General features: G+C 49.3%; 11 protein-coding genes and 1 pseudogene. 1 reads left to right on the plus strand and 11 read right to left on the minus strand.

Annotation, left to right across the window (positions count from 1 at the left end):
* Nucleotides 1–130 precede the first annotated feature (130 nt).
* The 3 genes from AC1DLM_RS28095 to AC1DLM_RS28105 all read right to left on the minus strand — a co-directional run bounded on the left by AC1DLM_RS28095 (nucleotide 131) and on the right by AC1DLM_RS28105 (nucleotide 5,531).
* On the minus strand, nucleotides 131–1,939 hold the full coding sequence (locus AC1DLM_RS28095; protein WP_441991772.1) for an ABC transporter ATP-binding protein: 1,809 nt from the start codon (nucleotides 1,937–1,939) through the stop codon (nucleotides 131–133).
* A complete protein-coding gene (locus AC1DLM_RS28100; protein ID WP_441991771.1) occupies nucleotides 1,936–3,699 on the minus strand; it encodes an ABC transporter ATP-binding protein in 1,764 nt (587 codons plus the stop codon). Before AC1DLM_RS28100 ends, AC1DLM_RS28095 begins: the two co-directional genes overlap by 4 nt.
* Nucleotides 3,700–4,088: 389 nt before the next feature.
* Nucleotides 4,089–5,531, minus strand: coding sequence for a CoA-acylating methylmalonate-semialdehyde dehydrogenase (locus AC1DLM_RS28105; RefSeq protein WP_441991770.1), 1,443 nt, complete (start codon nucleotides 5,529–5,531; stop codon nucleotides 4,089–4,091).
* A gap of 123 nt (nucleotides 5,532–5,654) precedes the next feature.
* Here AC1DLM_RS28105 and AC1DLM_RS28110 point away from each other — a divergent pair, with 123 nt between their 5' ends.
* Nucleotides 5,655–7,259: a PucR family transcriptional regulator gene (locus AC1DLM_RS28110; RefSeq protein ID WP_477571803.1), complete on the plus strand. Its 1,605-nt coding sequence runs from the start codon at nucleotides 5,655–5,657 to the stop codon at nucleotides 7,257–7,259.
* Here AC1DLM_RS28110 and AC1DLM_RS28115 read toward each other — a convergent pair.
* The 8 genes and pseudogenes from AC1DLM_RS28115 to AC1DLM_RS28150 form a co-directional block, all read right to left on the minus strand.
* Nucleotides 7,256–7,471 (minus strand): hypothetical protein, encoded by a 216-nt coding sequence (locus AC1DLM_RS28115; RefSeq protein WP_441991768.1) that lies wholly within the window; start codon nucleotides 7,469–7,471, stop codon nucleotides 7,256–7,258. The two genes, AC1DLM_RS28110 and AC1DLM_RS28115, sit on opposite strands and share 4 nt — an antisense overlap.
* A complete protein-coding gene (hydA, locus tag AC1DLM_RS28120) occupies nucleotides 7,464–8,906 on the minus strand; it encodes a dihydropyrimidinase (protein WP_477571804.1) in 1,443 nt (480 codons plus the stop codon). The genes AC1DLM_RS28115 and hydA overlap by 8 nt, the downstream gene beginning before the upstream one ends.
* 2 nt (nucleotides 8,907–8,908) lie before the next feature.
* Nucleotides 8,909–10,204, minus strand: coding sequence for an NAD-dependent dihydropyrimidine dehydrogenase subunit PreA (gene preA / locus AC1DLM_RS28125; protein ID WP_441991766.1), 1,296 nt, complete (start codon nucleotides 10,202–10,204; stop codon nucleotides 8,909–8,911).
* Between the two features lie 33 nt (nucleotides 10,205–10,237).
* On the minus strand, nucleotides 10,238–11,605 hold the full coding sequence (locus AC1DLM_RS28130) for an NAD(P)-dependent oxidoreductase (protein ID WP_441991765.1): 1,368 nt from the start codon (nucleotides 11,603–11,605) through the stop codon (nucleotides 10,238–10,240).
* A 20-nt stretch (nucleotides 11,606–11,625) separates the two neighbouring features.
* Nucleotides 11,626–12,369, minus strand: coding sequence for a nitrilase-related carbon-nitrogen hydrolase (locus AC1DLM_RS28135; protein WP_477571805.1), 744 nt, complete (start codon nucleotides 12,367–12,369; stop codon nucleotides 11,626–11,628).
* Nucleotides 12,366–13,628 (minus strand): M20 family metallo-hydrolase, encoded by a 1,263-nt coding sequence (locus AC1DLM_RS28140; RefSeq protein WP_477571807.1) that lies wholly within the window; start codon nucleotides 13,626–13,628, stop codon nucleotides 12,366–12,368. The genes AC1DLM_RS28135 and AC1DLM_RS28140 overlap by 4 nt, the downstream gene beginning before the upstream one ends.
* 15 nt (nucleotides 13,629–13,643) lie before the next feature.
* Nucleotides 13,644–15,017 carry an aminotransferase gene (locus AC1DLM_RS28145; protein ID WP_477571806.1) on the minus strand — a complete coding sequence of 458 codons (1,374 nt, stop codon included), beginning with the start codon at nucleotides 15,015–15,017 and terminating at the stop codon, nucleotides 13,644–13,646.
* A 166-nt stretch (nucleotides 15,018–15,183) separates the two neighbouring features.
* Nucleotides 15,184–15,492 (minus strand): annotated as a pseudogene (locus AC1DLM_RS28150) (ABC transporter ATP-binding protein); the annotation flags it as partial.

Below are 15,492 nucleotides of genomic sequence, written 5' to 3' on the forward strand. Positions count from 1 at the left end.
GTGTTGATGATGGTGGTGACATTGGTGTTTCGAGTTACGACCGAAAAAATTTCCTTTATTTCACTATTCGTGACTCAGCTCGGATTCCCTTTATTGGTAATCACGTTAGGTGCAGAAACTACGCCTTTGACTAAGCCTTGCGGTCGTCCCCGTACCACAGCTCACGGAACGTGGAGCTGTGTCGTAGCAGTTCCTCCGATGTGCCCTCCGCTTCGATACGGCCATCTTTCATCACGATGATGTGATCGGCACGCGTCAACGCGGTCTTGCGGTGCGAGACGACCAGACACGTCGCATCACTGCGACGCTGGAACATCCGCTCCCAGAGCTTCTGCTCCGTCTCGACGTCGAGCGCGCTCGAGAGGTCGTCGAAGACGTACAGCTCGGCGTCCCGCACGAGCATCCGGGCCGCGGCTGTCCGCTGCGCTTGGCCGCCGGAGAGCTTAACCCCGCGCGGGCCGATGACCGTGTCCAGCCCGCCAGGCAGCTGCGCGACGTCGAACTCGAGCACCGCCGCGTTCAAAGCCTGCTGCAAGCTGTCGCCTTGCTCGGCTTGCCCGAGCAAAATATTATTGCGCAGCGTATCGCTGTATAGCCGCGGCACCTGCGCGGTATACGCGCTCTGCGGCGGTGTAAAGAAGGTGCCCGGATCCTCGACGGGCACACCATTCCACGCTATCGTTCCACTCTCCTTGGGCAGCAGCCCAAGAAGGGAACGAACCAGCGTGGTTTTGCCTGAGCCGATCGTTCCCGTGATGACGGTGAACGATCCTCTTTGCATGGCGAAGTGAATGTCAGCGATACCTCTACCCGTATCCGGGTAGGTGTAGCTGAGCCCATTCACTTCCAATCGTTGCAGCGGAGGTGCAACGACGCTGTCATGCTCTTGATCTTGCTCATGATCTTTTTCTTGATTTTTTTCTGGATCTTTTACCTCCACCCGCTCCGTCTTCAAATACAACGGCTTCACCATCGTCAACACCTTCGCAGACGCTCCTTGCAACAAGAAGGTCAATCGCTCCAGTGAAACACTCATTTGCTTAAAATACGTGATAAACTTCCCGACATTCGTAATAAACTGCGTCACGAAAGTCAAATAGTAAACGAACAACGCAAGATCTCCGACGGTGAACGTCCCTGCTCTCATTTTTGTCCCTGCCAAAAGAAGCAAGAGTCCAGTCCCCAAATTAACCGAATTCGAGAAAACGGAGTCGAGCAATTCACTCATTAGTCGATCTTTCAGCATCGCTTTACGACGCTGATCACCGAAGCTGTGAAACCGCTCCATCACTCGCTTCTCAGCACCAGCCACTTGAATGGCCTGCACGTTGCCGAACATTTCGCTAATCTCCCCCGTTACTTTGGAGGTGGATTCCCGACTCGCAGCGCGATATTTCTGCAAACGCACGGTTGCAAGTTGAGCTGCCGTGATGACAATAACGATTGGCATAAATACGAGAAGTGTCATTTGTGCATCGATGCGAATCAATATGTATCCGGACACGAGGGCGAAAACCGTCATCCCAAACACATCAACCGACCAACTCGCCGCTTCCTCGGATTGATCCACATCGTCCCGGAAATGACTGATAGCTTCCCCAGGTGAAACGGGAATGGCTTGTGCACCAGGTTGCTTGAGAACATGCTCTAGCAAATTGCGTCGAAGCAGCATCCCCATGCGAAAGCGGAAATGCACATCAGTAATAAATCCAATAATGATCAATAGGATTCGTCCCAATGCTGCCCCGATCAACAGTGCGATCAAGCCCCACACGCCAAACTTTAATGTGGCATTCCCTGTCAACGTATCGAAAAAAGTTTTTGTAATAAGACCCGGCGCAATTGGAGCCAAATAAATGATAGTCCATGCGAGAGCATTAATGAAATATCGGAAAGGTTTATACATAATAAGACCTTTTAAATACTGAAACGTTGTCATGCCATCACCTCCTCTAACCCTGTTGCGAGCAATTGGCTGAAGCGGGAATTCGGGTCGGCAGCCAGAACTTCTCTACGTCCAGATTCCAGCACACGCCCCCCATCCAATATAACGATGTGATCTGCACGCTGTACGGTGGCCAGTCGATGGGCAATCATGATGCAGGAGCGCTCTGTTAACAATTTAGAAACGGCTTTCTCCATCCGTTGTTCAGTCAAAGGATCCAATCGCGATGAAGCTTCATCCATAATGACCAGTCCCGGATTCGTCAGGAATACGCGTGCAAAAGCCAACAACTGAGCCTCTCCAGCAGATAAACTGCTTCCCCCCGATGCAAGCCCCGTATCCAAGCCATCTGGCATCGCTTCAAACCAAGCACCTAAACCAAGTTCATGAAGTACCGCAACAATCTGTTCATCCCGAATCGACTCATCATAAAAGGTTAAATTATCACGAATTGTCCCTTGGATGATTTCAATATTTTGTGTCACTAGCGCGACTCGCTTCCGCAGCTCAGCTAGTTTACAAGCGCGAATGTCCGTTCCACTCAGAGCAATCACACCGCTTTGCGGATCATAAAATCGCAATAATAACCTCGCAATCGTAGACTTCCCGCTCCCTGTTCGACCAAGCAACCCAAGCACTTCACCAGGTTTCAAAGTCATCGTCAGGTGATCAATCGTCGGTTGATCGTCATCATAACTGAATACGACATCTTTGAAATCAACCCCAAGCGGCCCATCCGGAAGCTGTGCTCCAGGTCCATCTTGAATTTTTGATGGAATCGCGAATAGCTCACGGATTCGGGAAATACTTGCGTCTGCCTTTTGCAAATCTTCCATTTGCGTCCGAATCTTCTCGATCGGCTTAGCAAGTAATTCCGTGTAGAAGAAAATTAAATAGACGGTTCCCAGGGAAATATGATTGCCATGCCACAAATAGGCGCTGATCCCGAACGCCATCGCATTTCCTAACGCGAAAACAAAGATCGACATGTTCCACATCGCACAGAAACCAAGGAAAGCTTTGACGCGCAGCGGCAGCATTTTTCGGAGCATCGTATAGAAGCGATTCATCACGAAGCGTACTGCACCGTTGGCGCGAATATCCTCCGTCCCCTCCAGATGTTCCCCGATAAAACCATAAAACTCCGCATTTGCTTGCCGCCAACCCGCCCAAACAGGCACAGCAAATTGACGAATCCACCCAATCATGTAAATTGCGCAAACGACGAAAACAGCCATTCCAGCACCAATTAACCAACTTTCCCGGAATAAAAGAACGAGAATACCCGCCATGAGCAGCACATTTCCAAATAAATGAATGATCATACTGGAGAAGAAATTCGCAAGCGCATTCACATCCCCGTCCACACGCTCAATCAACGAGCCTGATGTATGACTTTTATGAAACGACATATCCAGCGACAGACAATGGGAAGCTAAATCGACCCGCAGTTTATTCGTTGTTTTCCAACCTACATTTTCACTAAAATAAGTTGCAATCACAGATACCAGCTGCTGAACCAGTGCAAAGCCAATAAACAGGAGCGCGGCTGTAAAAAGAGGCTGCATCGCCCCTTGCGACTGAGCGGTATCAATAAAATAGCGGATAATTTGCGGATTAATAAGCTGCAGCCCGATGGATGCGAACAACAGGAGTGTTAATCCAATCAGCGTCCCCTTCTGAGGGAACAAATAGCGGCCCAGCAGCTCGCGGTATTGTCCCATGGAGTTGCTGTTTTTTCGGTTTTTCTTCATTGTTATGGAGTCCTCCGTATTCCTATCGACGTACACTCCATCATACTAAATTGACTCCTTCACGACAACGGACTGTTTGGCTAAAATGAAAAAAACCGCCTTCTGAGCGGCGTGGTATCCACTGGAGTTTGGCTTTTGAGCTATAGTGATGTTTTTCATCACTATTCAGCTTACACGCAGCTGCTTTTGACCCTTTTTGATTCAATAGTGATGTTTTTCATCACTATTGAGCTTAGACGCAGCTGGCCTTGCCCCATTTTGAGTAAATAGTGATGTTTTTCATCACTACAGGCATCGAAATCAGGCTGGGCTGATTTTCAATCTCGGATCTGCGCCTCCACAGTCTGAAAAACCTGAGGCTCCACCTCAGGTTCATCAGCCATCCAAACTCAAAAATACCGCGAGGTAATCATCTTCTTTTTCGTATAAAATTCAACGCCGTCTTTCCCGTTAGCATGCAAGTCGCCATAGAACGAATCCTTCCACCCTGAGAAGGGGAAGAAGGCCATCGGTGCCGGCACCCCAACGTTGACGCCTAGCATACCCGCTTCTACTACCTCGCGGAATTGGCGGACTGCCTTCGCATTCTCCGTGTATATGACCGCTGAGTTCCCGAAGCGGGACTGATTCACTAACGCCAAAGCGCTAGTCAAATCCGCCGCGCGGAATAACGACAAGACAGGCCCGAAAATCTCCTCTTTGGCAATCGTCATCTCAGGCTTGACATGATCGAATATCGTAGCACCGAGGAAGAACCCCTCGCCTTCACACGCTTCAACTGTTCTCCCGTCAATCAGCAGATCAGCACCTTCCGCGATCCCTTTCTCGATGTAGCTCGTGATCCGTGTACGCTGCTCATCTCGGATAATCGGAGTCAGTGTCACCTGCTCCTCCATCCCACTGCCAAGCACCAACTGAGCAGCCGCTTCCGTCAACCCGCCAACAAACGCATCCCCATCGCCGACGACAACGACTGCGGAACAAGCCATACAGCGCTCGCCAGCGGAACCGAACGAAGACATGACGATATTCTCGATCGTTTTCTCCTGATGCGCATCGGGCATGACGATGTGATAGTTTTTGGCGCCTGCGAGGGCTTGCACTCTTTTACCAGCAGCGGATGCTCGTTCATACACATACTTAGCCACGGGCTGCGAGCCAACAAAGGATACAGCTTTGACAGAAGGTGACGACGTCAACGCGTTGACCACGTCATGGGCACCATGCACGACATTCAGCACACCATCAGGAAGTCCAGCTTCTTGTAGCAATGCGGCTAATTTCATCGCTGTCAACGGTGTGCGTTCGGAAGGCTTCAAGACGAAGGTGTTCCCAAGAGCAATCGCAAGCGGAAACATCCAGCATGGCACCATCATGGGGAAGTTGAATGGTGTGATACCTCCGACTACGCCTAAGGGCACCCGAAATAACTCGGAATCCATATCCGCAGAAATATTAGCGAGTGTAGTCCCCATCATATGGGATGGTGCACCAGCTGCAAATTCTACACACTCAATGCCGCGCAGCACTTCACCTAGTGCCTCTTTGAAGCTTTTCCCGTTCTCTCGCGTTATCAGTTCAGCAAGTTCATGCTCGTGAGCTTGAAGCAGTTGCCAATAATGAAATAAGACACGCGCGCGTTTAGGAACAGGTGTTCTACTCCATGATTCAAACGCATCTTGGGCAGCAGCTACGGCTTGCTTAACATCCTCAGCTGAAGAAAGTGGTACACGGGCAATCACTTCTCCTGTTGCAGGATTGATGACATCGCCCATTTCACCACTTGTTGCGTCTACCCAAACGCCATTAATAAAATTCTGCAGGTCCGTCATCGCCGTTCATCTCCTGGGGCCATAAATTTTCTCCACAAGTCATTGGACACATTGTATAATAAGGTTCATTCCCTTACTTTCGCAATTACGTTAACTTTCCTTACATGAAAGTGGTGATTTCGCTTGGTACAGACCTTATTGCAATTAACCGTGCACGATATTTTGCAGCGCCCGCTCTTTCAGAAGGCTGAAACCATTGCAACAGATGAAGCACTGGTCCGTAAAGTTCGCTGGGTTCACATCATGGAAGTTACGCAAGTCGGTCACCTTTTGAACGGAAATGAGCTTATTCTTAGCACTGGGATTGGTTGGCAGGATAATGAGGAAACAAGTCTTTCGTTCCTACAGCAATTGATCGACAGCGGTGCTTCCGGTCTGTGTATCGAGCTAGGTACCTATACGAAGCAGCCGCTAGAGAGCATGAAGGCGCTTGCCCTTCAAGCGAACTTCCCGCTTATTTTTTTCCATGAGGAAGTCCGTTACATTGATATCACACAGGATTTACATACGCATTTCATTCACCAGCATCACAAAATGGTTTCCGATCTAGAATCACTCTCCACCAAGCTCAATCAATTGCTTTTATCAGGCAAAGGCTTGCAGCCACTTCTCAAACTGCTGCACGAGACGACGCAAGCGCAGATCGCTTTTTTCCCATTCGATTCAGAAGCTGTTTTCGTCCCTTCACTTCCCAAAGCGGATGGAGCTGCGTTTTATGAGAAATGGATTTACGGCGAAATGTTTCACCTTACCGATGTCAAAAACAAGCTTGCCCATCGCCCCATCCTCGCATTAGAACACTTGTTCGCAGACCTACTTTTATATGCCGAACAAGAGCTGAGCGAGTTCCAAATCCTTGCTTTGGATCGATGTGCAACCGCTATTGCCCAAGAGATGATGCGCACAACCTATATCGAAGAGAAAACCCGCTTCAAACAGGATCTATGGGTGACCGATTGGTTAGTCGGCAAGCATTCGCTTCAGGATATTCGTGACTATGTCATGTCCGTCAAGCCTCCGATGAAACTAGGTCCAATCATCTTATGTGTCTTCGATAAAGCCGCAGGAAGCAATAGTTCCAGAGAGCAGGAAACACTCCTAATTCAGAAACAAATGATCGCCCGCTCCTTATTTGAAAGAGAAGGCTTTTATTTACTCCCAACGGTGTACGAGCACCGGATCGTTTTCATCCTCATAGATCAAATGCCTTCTGGTGCTAGCCATGAACGAATTTTACGTACGATCCAACGCTTTCACAAAACGCAAGAAACACAGCTATTTCCGACGCTAATCGGGATTGGCCAAACAATTAGCGATCCGCTCCACATTCAAGTCAGTTATGAAACTGCCCTACAAACGTTAGAGATCCAGAAGGATATCGGCGTTCTCCCGAAGCCTTTCTATCACGAACTTCACGTCTACAAAGTGATCCTGCTCATGAAGCAAACTGGCGAACTTGCTTCCTTCATTGACGGTTATCTCAGTGGGATTATCGCCTATGATCACGAGAAAAATGGCCAACTACTGAAAACATTGCACAAGTATCTAGCTTTATCCGGTTCGAAACAAGAAACAGCGAAGGAACTGTTCATCGTTCGGCAAACGTTATACCATAGGCTGGACAAAATTGCTGCGATCCTCGGAGACGATTTCATGCAGTCGCAGAAGCGAATCGCACTGGAACTCGCCTTGCATGGCTATGAATATTTGAACGGAGCCATCCATTAAGCTTTCGTTTTGCCCTGCGACAATAGTACATTGACGTAGTACTTCCTGGCGTTCGACGTCGTCAAATGAAGCCTCGCGGTTTCACCGCCGGGGTGCTCGAGGTCTAGCCATGCCCCTTCTAGATCCTCGAGTACACCGACTATTTTGAATTTCTGCGAGACATAGCCGTCAAGTTTCTGCTTCTCTGATTGAAAAAGCTCAAATTCAGACATAAGGAGCACCACCTTGGACAGTTTCTTTGTTCGGCTGACTCACCTGCGACGACAACGAAACATATGTTCCCCTCTTGATGAATTGGCCATTTCCCGCTTCTCCTACGAATTGTTTATCTCGAATGACATAGTCTCCGCGAGACAATACGGTCACAGGCTCCCCTGTTATTTCAATGCCTTCGAACGGATTATAATCCACATTCATATGGTGGGTTTCGGCGGAAATCGTGCGCTTCGCATTCGGATCAAAAATCACAATATCCGCGTCCCCGCCGACCGCAATCGTCCCCTTTTTCGGAAACAAACCAAACAGCTTGGCGCTTCGCGTCGACACAATATCCACGAACTGATTCAGTGTAATTCGACCTTTTCCCACCCCTTCAGAGAACAGAATAGAGAAACGATCCTCGATACAAGGTCCACCGTTGGGAATTTTGCTGAAGTCCCCGAGCCCTAAATCTTTTTGACCGTTAAAATTAAATGAACACTGATCTGAACCCACCGTCTGCAGCTGCCCCGTTTTCAACGCATTCCACAACACGTCTTGGTGAAACTTCGGCCGAAGCGGCGGGGACCACACATATTTCGCGCCTTCGAAATCCGGCTTTTCCAAATACGTTTGATCGAGCATCAAATACTGCGGACATGTTTCCCCCCAGATATCAACACCGCGATTGCGTGCCTCTGTAATTTGCTGTACAGCCTCTTCACACGTCACATGCACCACATAGAGTTGCGAATTAGCTAATGCTGTGAGCTTGGCAGCGCGCCCTGTTGCTTCACCTTCAATCAAGGACGGCCGCGTCAGCGCATGATAAATCGGGTCAGTCTGACCCGCTTCGAGTGCTTCTTTAATCAAATACTCAATCACATCGCCATTCTCCGCGTGTACCATCACGAGTGCGCCATGCTTTTTCGCTTCAAGCAAAGTCCTATATAGGTTGCCGTCATCCGCTTGAAAGACGTTCTTATAAGCCATAAAAACCTTCAGTGACGTGATACCTTCATCATGAATCATGCTTGGAAGCTCAGCCAGCACCTCATCATTGATTTCCGCAATCATGAGATGGAAGCTATAGTCGATAACGGCTTTGCCTTCTGCTTTCTGATGCCATGTCTGAACAGACTGACTAAGCGGTTTCCCTTTATTCGTCAGGCAAAAATCAATCACTGTCGTCGTTCCGCCAAAGGCCGCAGCTATCGTGCCTGTCTCGAAATCATCAGCAGTGACCGTCCCGCCAAATGGCATATCCAGATGCGTATGCGGATCAATACCACCAGGGAAAACATATTTTCCTGTGGCATCTACAATCTCGGCACCTTCAATTGTAAGGTTCAAACCGATCCCGGTAATCAACCCATCTTCGATGAGAATATCCCCTTGATAGTGATCCGTTGCAGTGACAATCGTTCCATTCTTAATGAGTTTGGCCATGACTACACAGCCTCCTTCTTATCGGCATCTTTTCCCTCTGTCAGCTTGGCAACAGCCGTTTGACGCTCATTCCACGTCATTGGCTCCTCGGTCCCCATCACCTCAACCATCGAGATCGCACCATCCACGGGGCACACAATCGCGCATAAGTTACACCCTACACAGTCCTCTTCCCTCACTTGTAAAAAGGACTTCCCTTGCTCATCCGTATGTCGCTCAATGCATTGATGCGAGGTATCCTCGCAGGCAATATGGCACTTATTGCAGTTAATACACGTTTCCGTGTCGATCTTGGCAACGACGGCATAGTTCAAATCCAAATTTCCCCAATCTGAATAACGCGGGACGGATTTACCGATCAACTCGGAGACGCTGGCTAACCCTTTTTCATCTAAATAGTTATTCAATCCATCAATCATATCCTCCACGATTCGGAAGCCATGATGCATAGCAGCTGTGCACACTTGAACACCTGTTGCTCCCATGAGCATAAATTCAACAGCATCGCGCCAATTGGAAATGCCGCCAATGCCGGAAATCGGAATATGGACACCTGGATTACGCGCGCAATCTGCGACCATATGAAGGGCAATGGGCTTCACAGCAGGACCGCAATAACCGCCATGTGAGCCTTTGCCGCCAACATGAGGAATGGTGTTCCATGAGTCAATGTCGACACCTGCCAACGAGTTTATCGTGTTGATGAGCGAGATCGCATCTGCCCCGCCACGAACCGCCGCTAAAGCGGTGCTTGTGATATCCGTGATGTTCGGCGTCAGCTTCACGATCACGGGTGTCTGGGCCGCTTCCTTCGCCCACATCGTCTGCGCCTCCACAAGATCAGGCTGCTGCCCGGATGCCGCTCCCATGCCACGCTCCGCCATACCGTGCGGACATCCGAAATTCAGTTCAAGTCCATCTACGCCAACGGCTTCAACCTTTTTGACGATCTCGTGCCACTTCTCACGCTTGGGCTCAACCATCAAGGACACGACCAGCGCATGATTCGGAAATCGCTTCTTCGTTTCATAGATTTCCTTGAGATTAACCTCAAGCGGACGATCGGTGATCAGCTCAATATTGTTAAAGCCCGCAACGCGTTGTCCGTTAAAATGAACAGCAGCGAAACGCGAGGATGTATTGATAATCGGATCGCCAAGTGTTTTCCATACGGCGCCACCCCATCCCGCTTCAAAAGCCCGCTGAACCTGATACCCCGTGTTCGTTGGCGGAGCCGATGCCAACCAGAAAGGGTTGGGTGAATTAATTCCAGCTAGATTCGTACGTAAATCAGCCATGCTGAATCCCTCCTGATTCTGAAGTAACCCTACCTATGCCGACGCCTCTTGCCCCTTCACCAACTGCTTGTAAATCGCATAAGCCGCCAGTTTTCCTTGTTGCGCTGCCGATACGACCATGGCTTCACCCTGTCCATCTCCAAAAATAACATCACCAGCTGCGAACACCTTCGGATTCGATGTCATGCCTGCTGCTGCGTCTACCAACGTCACTGTGCCTCTTGAATGTGCGAGTCCGAACTGCTCGATCAGCGAGTTATGTTTCGTCTGACCGATCGCCTTGATCACGGCGTCCACTTCGATAACAAATTCGGAATCTGCAAGCGGGACTGGTCGTTTACGCCCTCCATCTGTCTCAAGAAGCTCCATCCGTACACACTCGATGCCAATGACGTTCCCCTGCTCGTCACCGAGGATCCGTTTTGGCGCCGTTAACCACTGAAATGCGACGCCATCAAGCTTCGCAAACTCATATTCGAAATCATACGCTGTCATTTCTTCTTGTGTTCGTCTGTACACAATTTGCACGTTGTCTGCCCCAAGCCGGACAGAGCACGTTGCTGCATCTATGGCGGTATTCCCTGCACCAATTACTGCAATCCGCTTCCCAATGAAAGACTCATCGAGATCTGGGGCCGTTTTGGTCGACTCTACGAAATCAATGGCATCATAGACACCGGTCAATTCTTCTCCATCGATGCCTAGCATGGGCACTTTAGACATCCCAACCGCGAGTACCACTGCGTCGTAGTCACTTAGCAATTCAGCAGCACTGACATCCACTCCGACACGCGTGCTCATCCGAAACTCCACACCAAGCTGCCTGACTTGCTCGACTTCCCAAAGCGAGATTTCCTGCGGCAGCCGGAACGATACGATGCCATACGTATCCAAGCCTCCAGCTTGTTCCTTCGCTTCGAACACGGTGACCTTAAAACCGAAGCGGGCTAGCTCACGAGCTGCCGCAAGTCCCGCAGGTCCGCTGCCCACGATCGCAACTGTTTTACCGTTACTTGTCCCTGCTTTAAATAAAATCTGTTCATTCTTTATGGCCCAGTCGGTTGCATAACGTTGCAACTGACCAATCAGGATAGGCTTGGACGAATGATTGAGAACACATGCCCCTTCGCATAATTCCTCTGTGGGACATACTCTCGAGCAGGATGCTCCAACTGGATTGGCATCCATAATCGTTCTGGCGGAGCCTTTTAGATTGCCGGAGGCAATCTTTTTAATAAAGGAAGGAATATCTATGCCTGTCGGACAGGCGTGCGTGCAAGGAGCGTCATAACAGAACAAGCAGCGGTTGGATTCTTCGATCGCCTCTTTGGGCTTCATGCCCGCCTTCACTTCGGCAAAATTACGCTTCAACTCCGTCAGCGAAATAAATGTCGTACCCATCTTCGCTCCTCCTCCCTCATTCAAAGTTGTGTGATTTGATCATACGTTTCTGGCCTGCGGTCTCGATAAAACTGCCACACGTTACGAACCTCACGAATCAACGTTTTGTCCATCTCTCCCATGATCACTTCGTCTTGATCCCGACTGCCTATTGTAACGATAGACCCCCGCGGATCCACTAAGTACGACTGCCCATAAAATTCACCCATGTTCCACGGCGCTTCCGTTCCAACACGATTAATCGCAGCTACGTAATACCCGTTGGCTACCGCATGCGCGGGCTGCTCGAGTTTCCACAGATACTCTGATGTGCCTGCAACGGTAGCAGATGGGTTAAACACAATCTCCGCACCGCCAAGTCCAAGCACCCTTGCTCCTTCAGGAAAGTGACGATCATAGCAAATGTAGACGCCTACCTTGGCAAAAGAAGTATCGAATACGGGATATCCGAGATTTCCCGGTTTAAAATAATACTTCTCCCAGAACCCGCAGGACCCGCCTCCTGCCGCAACGTGAGGGATATGATGCTTCCGGTGTCCATTCGGGATTTCCTCAGCCGCATCGTACCATTTCGTCGTTTGCTCTGCGCAAAAGTAGGGACCATAGAAGATCTCCTGTAAGCACACGATTTGCGCTCCCTGAGCAGCCGCCTTGCGTACCAATCTAAGATGCTTCTGAATGGCGAGCTCTTTATGCTCGGCGATCGGTGCATCTCCATGCACGTCATGTGAGGCTTGAATGAGACCGATGGTGACGATACTCATGTTCGGAAGCCCCCTTTGTCTACAACAATCTGGCGTGCGGTTCGGTAGAGAAGCTCCGTCCCCAAAGTAATATCCTCTGGGCTAGCATATTCCTTGGGATTGTGACTAATGCCCTCTAGGCAGCGCACGAAAATCATGCCATAATCGCACACGTAGGACATGGTTAGCGAATCATGGAATGGACCGCTCATGAGCTCAGGCGGCTTCATCCCCATAAGACCCGCTTCCTTGTGCAGCGCAGCTTTGATCCAATTCGCACAATAGCGAGGATCGCTGTTCGTATCTTCTCGAATCGTATAAGTAAGCCCATGTTCGCTGGCTACGTTCTCGATGACACTAAGTAACTCCGCCTCAAGTGCATTTCGGCGGCAAATGTTGATGTCGCGTAGATCAATCGTAAAGCTGACCTTCTCTGGGATAATGTTGCGAGAATCTGGAAATACCGAGAGTGAGCCGACAGTTCCGACCGTTGGGACGCCTGGTTCACGACAAACTAGCTCGTTAAGCGCAACGATGATCTTGGCGCTTCCTAGCAAGGCATCGTGCCTCATCGACATTGGCACGGAGCCAGCATGACCCGCGAAGCCCGTCATTTCCACGGTGAGCCATAATGGACCGGAGATGCCGCTCACGATACCAATTGGCTCATTGAGAGACTCCAAAACAGGTCCTTGTTCGATATGCAGCTCCAGAAAAGCGCCAATCCGGCCCTCTTGGAACGTATAATCTTCGAAATCAGCTGGATCGCAGCCGAATTCCAACAGTGCCTCTCGGCGGGTAACGCCGTTTTTGTCCGTACGCTCCAACTCATCCGCTTCAAGTTTACCGGTCATGCCCCTAACGCCGAACAGCCCTTTATTGAAGCGACTACCTTCTTCATCACAGAACGCAACAACTTCGACATTGCAAGCGGGTGTTACACCTTGTTCCACCATCGTTTGCACCGCTTCTATCGCGCCAAGCACACCGATTGCCCCATCAAATCGCCCCCCATACGGCTGTGAATCCACGTGGGAGCCGAGCATGAGGACAGGAGCCCCCGGATCACTCCCGCGCCATACACCAATTAGGTTAGCGAAAGGATCGATATAAGCCTCCATCCCGGCTTCTTCCATCCAGGATTTCACGAGTTCCACACCTGCACGATCTTCCTTCGAGAGAGCAAGTCTGCAAACGCCTGTTTCGCCGATTTTCCCAATTTGCGCCAGATCATGAATATGTTGTCCAAGACGTTCTGCGTTGATTTGGATCAGTGGCATTGTCGACAAGTCCGATCATCCTTTCTCTTGCTCGCTACCAAACACACTGAGTAAGGTTTCGATTATGAAATTCACATCTTCATCCGTGGAGGATAATGGCGGACTGAGCGTAAGGATATTGGCATAGCCAGGAACGGTATCCCCATTCTTACCGACGAGCAGTCCCTTGCTTTTGCATGCTAGAATAAGCTTAGTTACCCGTTCTACCGAAGCGGGAATCTTCGAATTACGGTCCTCTACCAATTCAATACCCATGGCCGATCCGAAAATACGAATTTCCCCGACATGAGGATGCTCATTCAACGGTTCTAATCGAGCTCTGAATGCTTGCCCAATCTCAGCCGATCGTTCAACAAGCCCCTCGCGCTCAATAATGGCGAGATTCGCTAAGGCCACTTTACAAGAAACCGGATTTCCACCAAACGTATTGACATGTCTAAAATGGCTAGTCACTTCTTTCTCTTTGAAAGAATCGTATAATTCAGCTGATACAGCGGTGGCTGAAAGAGGCGAATAGGCGCTTGTTAACCCTTTGGCCATCGTAACGATGTCGGGTCTTACCCCATAATTCTGATGACCGAAGGGCTTGCCCGATCGCCCAAAACCGCAAATGACTTCATCTACGATCAGCAGCACATCGTATTTATCACAAATACTTCTAACCGCCGGTAAATAACCGTCATGAGGAACAAGCATTCCCCCGCCAGTAATAACAGGCTCCAGGATCACACCAGCAACGGAATCTGCGCCCTCCCACACGATGGCATTTTCGATCGCTTTGGCACATTGTAAGGAGCACGTCTCTTTCGTCTGCCCAAAAGGACAACGATAACAATAAGGCGGAGGCACATGCTGGAAACCTACCCCAAGCGGTTCATATTTCAGCTTCCGTTGCGCTTGACCCGTGGCTCCCAATGCACCCATGGAATTTCCATGATACGCGCGATGACGCGAGATGAACTTATGTTTACTCGGTTTTCCGTTCTGATGGTGATATTGACGGGCGATTTTGAATGCGACTTCATTCGCGTCTGATCCTGAATTGGAGTAAAAAATGCGATACTCCCCTTCGAGCCATTCGTTTAATTTCGCAGCTAACTCAATAGCCGGTATATGGGATTGAACCAATGTCGCATAAGCAATTTTCATCATTTGGTCAGCAGCTGCTTCAGCAATTTCTCGCCTTCCATGACCGACATTCACGCACCATAATCCAGACATTCCGTCTAAATATCGATTGCCATCAATATCTGTCACCCAACTGCCTTCGCCGGAAGCGATGATCATGGGATTCTCATTATGGGCAGACATATGATGCCAAACATATTTGCGATCCTTCTCTAGCAGTTCCTCTTTAACTAATGGATCAACGTCATCATGAGCACTCATAAGCGGTCCCTCCATCTCTTGTCCATTCGTTCTTACACTATTTCTATGTTCAAAAAGAGGATGTCATCCCTAGCTTTAGTTGTTATTTTTCAATTGGTAGATTTGGTTTTGGCTGTGTATTAAATTGGAGGTAAAAAGAAAGATAACCTTAGCCCTTATTTAAAAGTTACGCTTCAGAGGATTCAATTCCCTCGTTAACAGACTTTCGAATTGCAGCGGTTAATTCCTGAAAAAGTGGGGATTCCCGCGTTTGCAAAGTGCGATCATTACCTAAGGGGACCTGGTGAATCGCATGCATACGACCTGGATTTGCGGATAAGACGATAATTCGATTCGAGAGGAATACGGCTTCGGTTGTACTTCGAGTGACAAAAACGATGGTTTTGTTCATTTTCTTCTTCATTTCCAGTAAATCGAGTTGTAATTTTTCCTTCGTAAATTCGTCTAAGGTTGAGAAAGGTTCATCCATGAAGTG

The sequence above is a fragment of the Paenibacillus sp. 01T442 genome (genome assembly GCF_056398345.1).